Origin of the sequence: uncultured Cetobacterium sp., assembly GCF_947038635.1 — a bacterium.
Taxonomy (GTDB): Bacteria; Fusobacteriota; Fusobacteriia; order Fusobacteriales; family Fusobacteriaceae; genus Cetobacterium_A.
Genome location: NZ_CAMQXC010000123.1, coordinates 1 through 6,417, shown reverse-complemented (window position 1 = coordinate 6,417; position 6,417 = coordinate 1). Strand labels below are relative to the sequence as shown.

General features: G+C 23.2%; 6 protein-coding genes. 1 reads left to right on the top strand and 5 read right to left on the bottom strand.

The genetic code is table 11. The features are described 5' to 3' along the window. Positions 1-207: 207 nt before the first annotated feature. From Q0V08_RS09930 to Q0V08_RS09910, 5 genes are all read right to left on the bottom strand, one after another. The gene (locus Q0V08_RS09930) at positions 208-1,023 is read right to left on the bottom strand and encodes a nitroreductase family protein (protein ID WP_297434375.1); all 816 of its coding nucleotides are present in this window, start codon (positions 1,021-1,023) and stop codon (positions 208-210) included. 38 nt (positions 1,024-1,061) lie between these two features. Continuing rightward, the gene (locus Q0V08_RS09925; RefSeq protein ID WP_297434373.1) at positions 1,062-2,408 is read right to left on the bottom strand and encodes a HAMP domain-containing sensor histidine kinase; all 1,347 of its coding nucleotides are present in this window, start codon (positions 2,406-2,408) and stop codon (positions 1,062-1,064) included. Beyond that, positions 2,389-3,048, bottom strand: coding sequence for a response regulator transcription factor (locus tag Q0V08_RS09920; RefSeq protein WP_297434371.1), 660 nt, complete (start codon positions 3,046-3,048; stop codon positions 2,389-2,391). Before Q0V08_RS09920 ends, Q0V08_RS09925 begins: the two co-directional genes overlap by 20 nt. 84 nt (positions 3,049-3,132) lie before the next feature. Next, positions 3,133-3,519, bottom strand: coding sequence for a hypothetical protein (locus tag Q0V08_RS09915; protein ID WP_297434369.1), 387 nt, complete (start codon positions 3,517-3,519; stop codon positions 3,133-3,135). 102 nt (positions 3,520-3,621) lie between these two features. Further along, positions 3,622-5,049, bottom strand: a complete 1,428-nt coding sequence (locus Q0V08_RS09910) for a helix-turn-helix domain-containing protein (protein WP_297434368.1) — start codon at positions 5,047-5,049, stop codon at positions 3,622-3,624. A gap of 334 nt (positions 5,050-5,383) precedes the next feature. Here Q0V08_RS09910 and Q0V08_RS09905 point away from each other — a divergent pair. Next, a partial coding sequence (locus Q0V08_RS09905; RefSeq protein WP_297434366.1) for a TolC family protein occupies positions 5,384-6,417 on the top strand: 1,034 nt, incomplete at its 3' end.

Here is a 6,417-nt window from a genome sequence, read left to right as displayed (position 1 = left end):
AATTTCCTTGAGTTAAACTAATAACCTCATTCAAAATAAATGTCAATGAAAAAAATAAAGCTGAAATAATACCTAGTATAAACCCCTTCATCAAATTCTCCTTTTTTATTTTCATTATAACATATTTTATTTCAATATATAGAATTTTTTATCAAAATAATAAAACTGCCAACAATTAAGTTAGCAGTTTTATCTAAAAAATAATTTTTATTTCCAAATAATATTTGGAGCTTTTCTCGGAGCAGTTCTTGAATACTTCACATTTGGATATCCAATAACCATACATGTAACTACAGTTTGATTCTCTTCAATTCCTAAAAAATCTTTTATTCTAGAATTTCCCTCACAAGCTCTTGTAAAAAATCCACTAAAAACAGTTCCTAACCCTAAAGCATCAACCATAAGCTTCATATTAGCTGAAGCTAATCCAGCATTTAAAGGATGTTCTGAAGTAACTATTATTAGAGCTGGTGCTTTAAAAAACAGATTATCTACTCCTAAAGGATCAGCTATAAAATCACTATACATTTTTATCCACATTTTAGCATATCTCTTATATAAAGGATTTGTTGAATTCTCTAAAATATATCCTCCTAAACTATTCAAAACTTCTAAAGTTATTTTTCTAACTTCTTGAATCTGTTCTTTTACTACTATATAGTTTACATTTTGTGCGTTACTAGCTGTTTGTGTGAATCTTCCAGCTTCAATTATCTTTAAAAGCTTTTCATTCTCTACATCATTTTCCTTAAATTGTCGTATTGTTCTCTCAAATTTTATAAAATTTAAAAGTTCATCGGGCTCAATGGTAAATTTTTGTTTATTATATTCAACTACGTCATCCATACTATATTCGTCTGTAGATACCGCTGCTACTGGACACACGGCGACACAATGTCCACACTTAAAGCATGTCACATTTTTTATTAGTGCCTTTCCTTCAACTAACTCAATATCTCGTGCAAAACAATCTTTTACACACATTCCACAACCTATACATATTTCATCATTCACTTTAAACATTTTAAAAACTCCCCTTTCATAAGTATTTTTTTATTAAACTAATTATCTAATATTTTTAATTTCACTATAAATCTATTTTGATCCACTTCTATCTCATATTTTATTGATGCTAAATTTAAAGCTTTAGATATTATTGATAATCCCAAGCCCATTCCATCAAATTTAAAATCTTCAGCATTTCTACCTCTTGAAAAAGGTTGAAGAAGTTTTTCAATCTCATTTCCGAGCTCTCCTTGAAAAGTATTTTCTATAACTAAGCAATTAAGAGTTTGAGAAATCTTTACGCTGCCACCAATAATACTATATTTTAAAGCATTTTGGATTAAATTATTCAGAACTAATTTTAAAATTCTTGGATCTCCAATTATATTCTCTGTGACTAAGCTTATCTCAACATTTATATCTCTTTCTAATTCAATTATATCGTATCTTTCTAATGCTTCTTCTATAATTTTTCTTAAGTTTACATTTTCTTTTTTTAACTTAAAAACTGTACTATCTAATTTTGAAAGAGTTAGTAAATTTTCAATCAACTCCTTCATTTCATTCCCAACTTTCAAAATTATTTCATAGTATTTTCTTTTTTCTTTTTCTTCAATCTCTTTATGTTCAAGAAGTGCTGTTGCATGAGTACAAATAACAGCAATAGGAGTTCTTAGTTCATGGGAAGCATTTGATACAAATGATTTTAAATTGGATACTGATGTTGATAACTCCTTTGACATTTTTTCTAAACTTCTACTTAAATCACCAATTTCATCATTTCTATTAATTTCAATATTTTTGGGAAAATCTAATCTTGAAATTTTATCAGCTTTTTCATTTAAGTATCCTATATCTTTTGTAATTCTTTTCGAAAATATTAATCCAGCTCCTAAAGATACAATAAGTGCAACTAAAGCTGTCATAATATTGAATATATTACTTTCATGGCTATGAGCTTGAATTATTGAAAGAGAAGTACTTACAAATATTCCACTATCCTTTGATAATTCTTCTCCATAATACAAAATCTTAGCATCATTTCCTAATAACTCTTTATCTACAAATTTATTATATGGTATATTTTCGATACTATCACTTCTTCTCATCATATGATTTCCCATCATATGATTCTTTTTTTTATTTTTTATATCTACTTCTATTCCCATAGATTCTTTTACATCATAAATATAATTTTCAAAACTATTTTCAGATTGTGTTTCATAAATAATTTTTGCATTTTGTATAACTTTTAACATTAATTCTTTTTTTCTATAAATATAAAATTTTTCTAAAAAAATAGCATTAAAAGTATAATTTATCAAAATTGTTATCAATACAATAAATAATGAGAATCCAAATATTTTAGTAAAAAAATTAACTCTAATTTTGGTTAAATACATACCCCACACCTCTTATTGATTTTATATGTTCTCCATATATTCCCATTTTTTTTCTAAGACGAGTAACTAATGTGTCTACAGCTCTTTCTTCTCCACTAAATTCAAATCCCCAAACTTCATTTAATAAAGTTTCTCTTGAAAGAATTATGTCTTGATTTCTAAAAAAATATTCTAAAAGCAATGCCTCTCTTTTTGATAAAATTATTTCAATATCTTCTATTATAATTTTAAAAGCATTATAGTCAAAACTTAGCTTATCTAAATAAAAAAAACTATTATTTTCCATTTTTAAAAGTTTTTTTATTTTTAAACTAAGTACCTTTGTACTAATGGGTTTAGTTACATAATCATCCGCTCCTAATTCTAAACCATGAATTTCATCTAATTCTGTATCTCGAGCAGTCATTATTATTATAGGTATTTTTGAGTATTGACGAATCTCTTTACAAATATCCCAACCATTTTTTTTAGGTAAATTTATATCTAATAGAACTAAAGATGGAGAAAAAGAATAAAACTCTTCCAAAGCTAAATCTCCTTGAATAACTATTTTTATTTCAAAACCTTCCTTCTCTAAATTTTTTCCTATTATATTTGCTAAATTTTCTTCATCTTCTATTATTAAAATTTTTTTTCTCATAAAAACTCCTTTTAATTCTATAAATATTGAATTTTATTCTATTATACAATAAAAAGACGGGAATCCCGTCTTTATTATAATAAATTAATTTGTTTTTATCATATTTTCTTGCATTTTTGTCATATGTGTTGCTTTTATTTGATAAATTTCATTATTTAATTTTTCTACTTTTTTCATATCTGGATTTGTAGTATTCATTATTTTGCTAATTTCTAACTGTTTCTCTTGAATCTTTATCATATCATCTTGCATTTGTTTTTTTAATTCTGGACTCATATTCATCATGTTCATTTTTCCCATCATATGACTTCCATTTTTCATCATTTTACATCCCATATCTCCGTTCATCATACCCATGTTATTTACGTTATTTCCCATAGATCCATGATTCATATTTCCCATTGTTCCGTGCCCATTTGCAAATGAAACTGCTGATATTACAAAAGCTCCTACTAATAATATTTTTTTCATTATAATCACTCCTCTTTTTTATTTATTCTTTTTCTTATGAATAAATACTATCAAAGATTTGTTACAGAAATATGTCAAAATAAATATATTATTGAAACTCTATTATTTTTTTAAAAATCCATGTTTCTCCAATTCGCAAACATTATTTAATATGTACTTAAAATCCATCTTTATTGTTGGAACTTTTGTCTTTTTTACATTTATATCATTTAAAGTTAATATAAAATCTATTTCATTTTCATTTTTTAAAAAATCTTTTAATTGATAATTATCTAATATTTTTAAAATATTTACATAATAATTTCCTTTTATATATTTTAATAACATTTTTCCATAGATATGATTAAAAGAATTATCAATTATTGCTATATTTTTTGGTTTTTTATGTTCTAGATCATTCATATCCACAATATTTTTTATAAGTATAGTTAAATATATAATATCCTCTAAATAAAATTTAGGAATAATTTCTTTAATCACATTATTTATTTCTATATAATATCTTTTATATTCTCTATCTAATTTATGTAATTCTTTGTGTTCTAAAAAATTTAACTCTGCTTTAAACTTTCCTATTCTTATTGCATTAGAAACCTGCATTAAAAAATCTTGCTCTTCTGGAATGGTTATATTTAATTTAAATTCAAGATTTTTTAGAAATAAATTTACTTCGTTCTCAATATTCATTGTATATCTTTCAATATCTAATGATAAAAGAAGTTCTGCTATTGTATCTAACTCATATATTTTTAATTCCTCTAATCCATGAGTTTTTAAAAAATTTATAACTTTATTATAATATTTATTTTCTAATAAAACCTGAGAAGTTCTATATTCCTCGTACGAACAAGGAAAATTAATTTCTCTAAACGAATGAATCAAAATTATTGAAACAATTTTAAAAAAATCTTCTGGTGGAAGTGAAATATTCATTTTATTTATTAGATTTAAGACTATCTTTTTAGCTAGACTTACCTCTTTTTTAGAAAAAATACTGTTAATCAAATTAATAAATAGATTATGACAACTATCTCTTTCTACAAAATACTTAGTTAAATAACTTGCAAATAAAAACCTTATATCTATTTCATTTCCAATAAGAAAAACTCCTTTTGAAGGTAAACTTTCTAATTTAAGGTTATACTTTATTAAATATTCTTTTATTCTTTCTAAATCATAGTTTAACGTTCTTCTTGTGATATCTAATTCAATAAAACTATTACTTAATATCACTTTATTAGTAAAAAAAAGTTTTAATAAAATATAGTCTCTTCTTTCAATAGGACTAAAAGGTGCATGTGATAATAAATCTTTTATTTTTAAAATTTCTTTCTCGTCGATATAAAAAATTTCATCCTCTTTCAGTATTCCATTTATATTATGGTTGTGTAAAAAACTATTTACTGTATTTATATTCATTGTTATTGATCTTTTCTTTATTTTTAGAACTGTTTCTAACTCTGAATAACTGTATCTTTTTAAACTTAAAAACAGATTTAAAATATTCAATGATTTTTTATTTAAAAACATTTTTAGATAACACTTTTAGCTTTATTTTTCTATATTAAATTGCTAAAAGTAAATCCTTTCACCCCTCTTCTTTAATTTTTTTACTCTTACTTAACGATAATTAAATAAAGATATGTTTAAAGACACAAATTCTTTAAAACATATCTTATCAAATTTATCGTATTTAAAATTTTAATAATATACATGTCTTAATAGTATATCATTTTTCTCATATAAATAGAAGAACTTTTAATTATGCAATGCAGTACATTTTTTTAAGTATTTCTTTGCAAATATACAAACATTAAATTTAAAGTATATAATATTTAGTCAAATTTAAATTTAGGAGGATACTGTGATCAAAGTTTTATTTTTATTACTTATAATGAATATTTCTATTTTTTCTAAAACACTCAATACTGCAGTTATTTTAGAAAATAATGATGAAATATCAACTACTTACTTAAATATTCTAAAAGATGAACTAACTAAAAATTTTGCTGGTACTAATTTTCAGCCGAATATATTGAAAGTTCTATATGTTGATAATCAAAATCTAGAAAATCAACTAAATTCTATTAATTTAGATAATAAAATTGATAGTATTTTTATTTTAACTGATACTTCTATCGATAAAATAAAAAATTTAAACAAAAATAAATTTTATTCTGCACCTTTAGGTTTTGGAAAAAATTTGGAAAAATTATCAAACAATTTAAATTATGTCTATAGTGATTTAGATTTAAAAAATTACCTTCAAATCTTTAATAATGTAAATGGAGCAAATGAAATCGATATTTTTATTTCAAATATAAGTGAAGAAAACATTACTAACTTATCTAAAAATATTAATATAAACAGTTTAAAAATTAATATATATAAAACTGATGAAAAGAGAATAAAAGAAAGCAAAAATCCTATATTTTTAATATCGTTCAATGAAAATTTTAATAAATATGCTTATATTGGTATTGATATGAAAAAAGAGTTTTCAAAACGTATTAGAGCTGCATCATTAAATTATATGCTTTATAAAACTAGTAATAGATTAGGTAAAGTAGTTGAAGTCAATGAACCCAGAGAAAATATCTTTTTTAATGGAGATATAGCTAACAAACTTGAACTATATCCAAATCTTATTTTTTTACAAAATATTTCAAATTTAAAAATAACTGAAAAAGATAAAATTAAACTTACATTAAAAGATGCAGTTGAAAGAGCATTGAATTCAAATTTTTCACTTTTAAAATCTAAGCAAGATTTAGAAACTAGTTCTTATAATGTAAAAATTTCTAATAGTTCAAGATTACCTCAATTAAATGCAAATGTACAATATAATGCTATTGATAAAAGAACAAGTAATTTTAAGATGGGAGCTCCTACAAATAG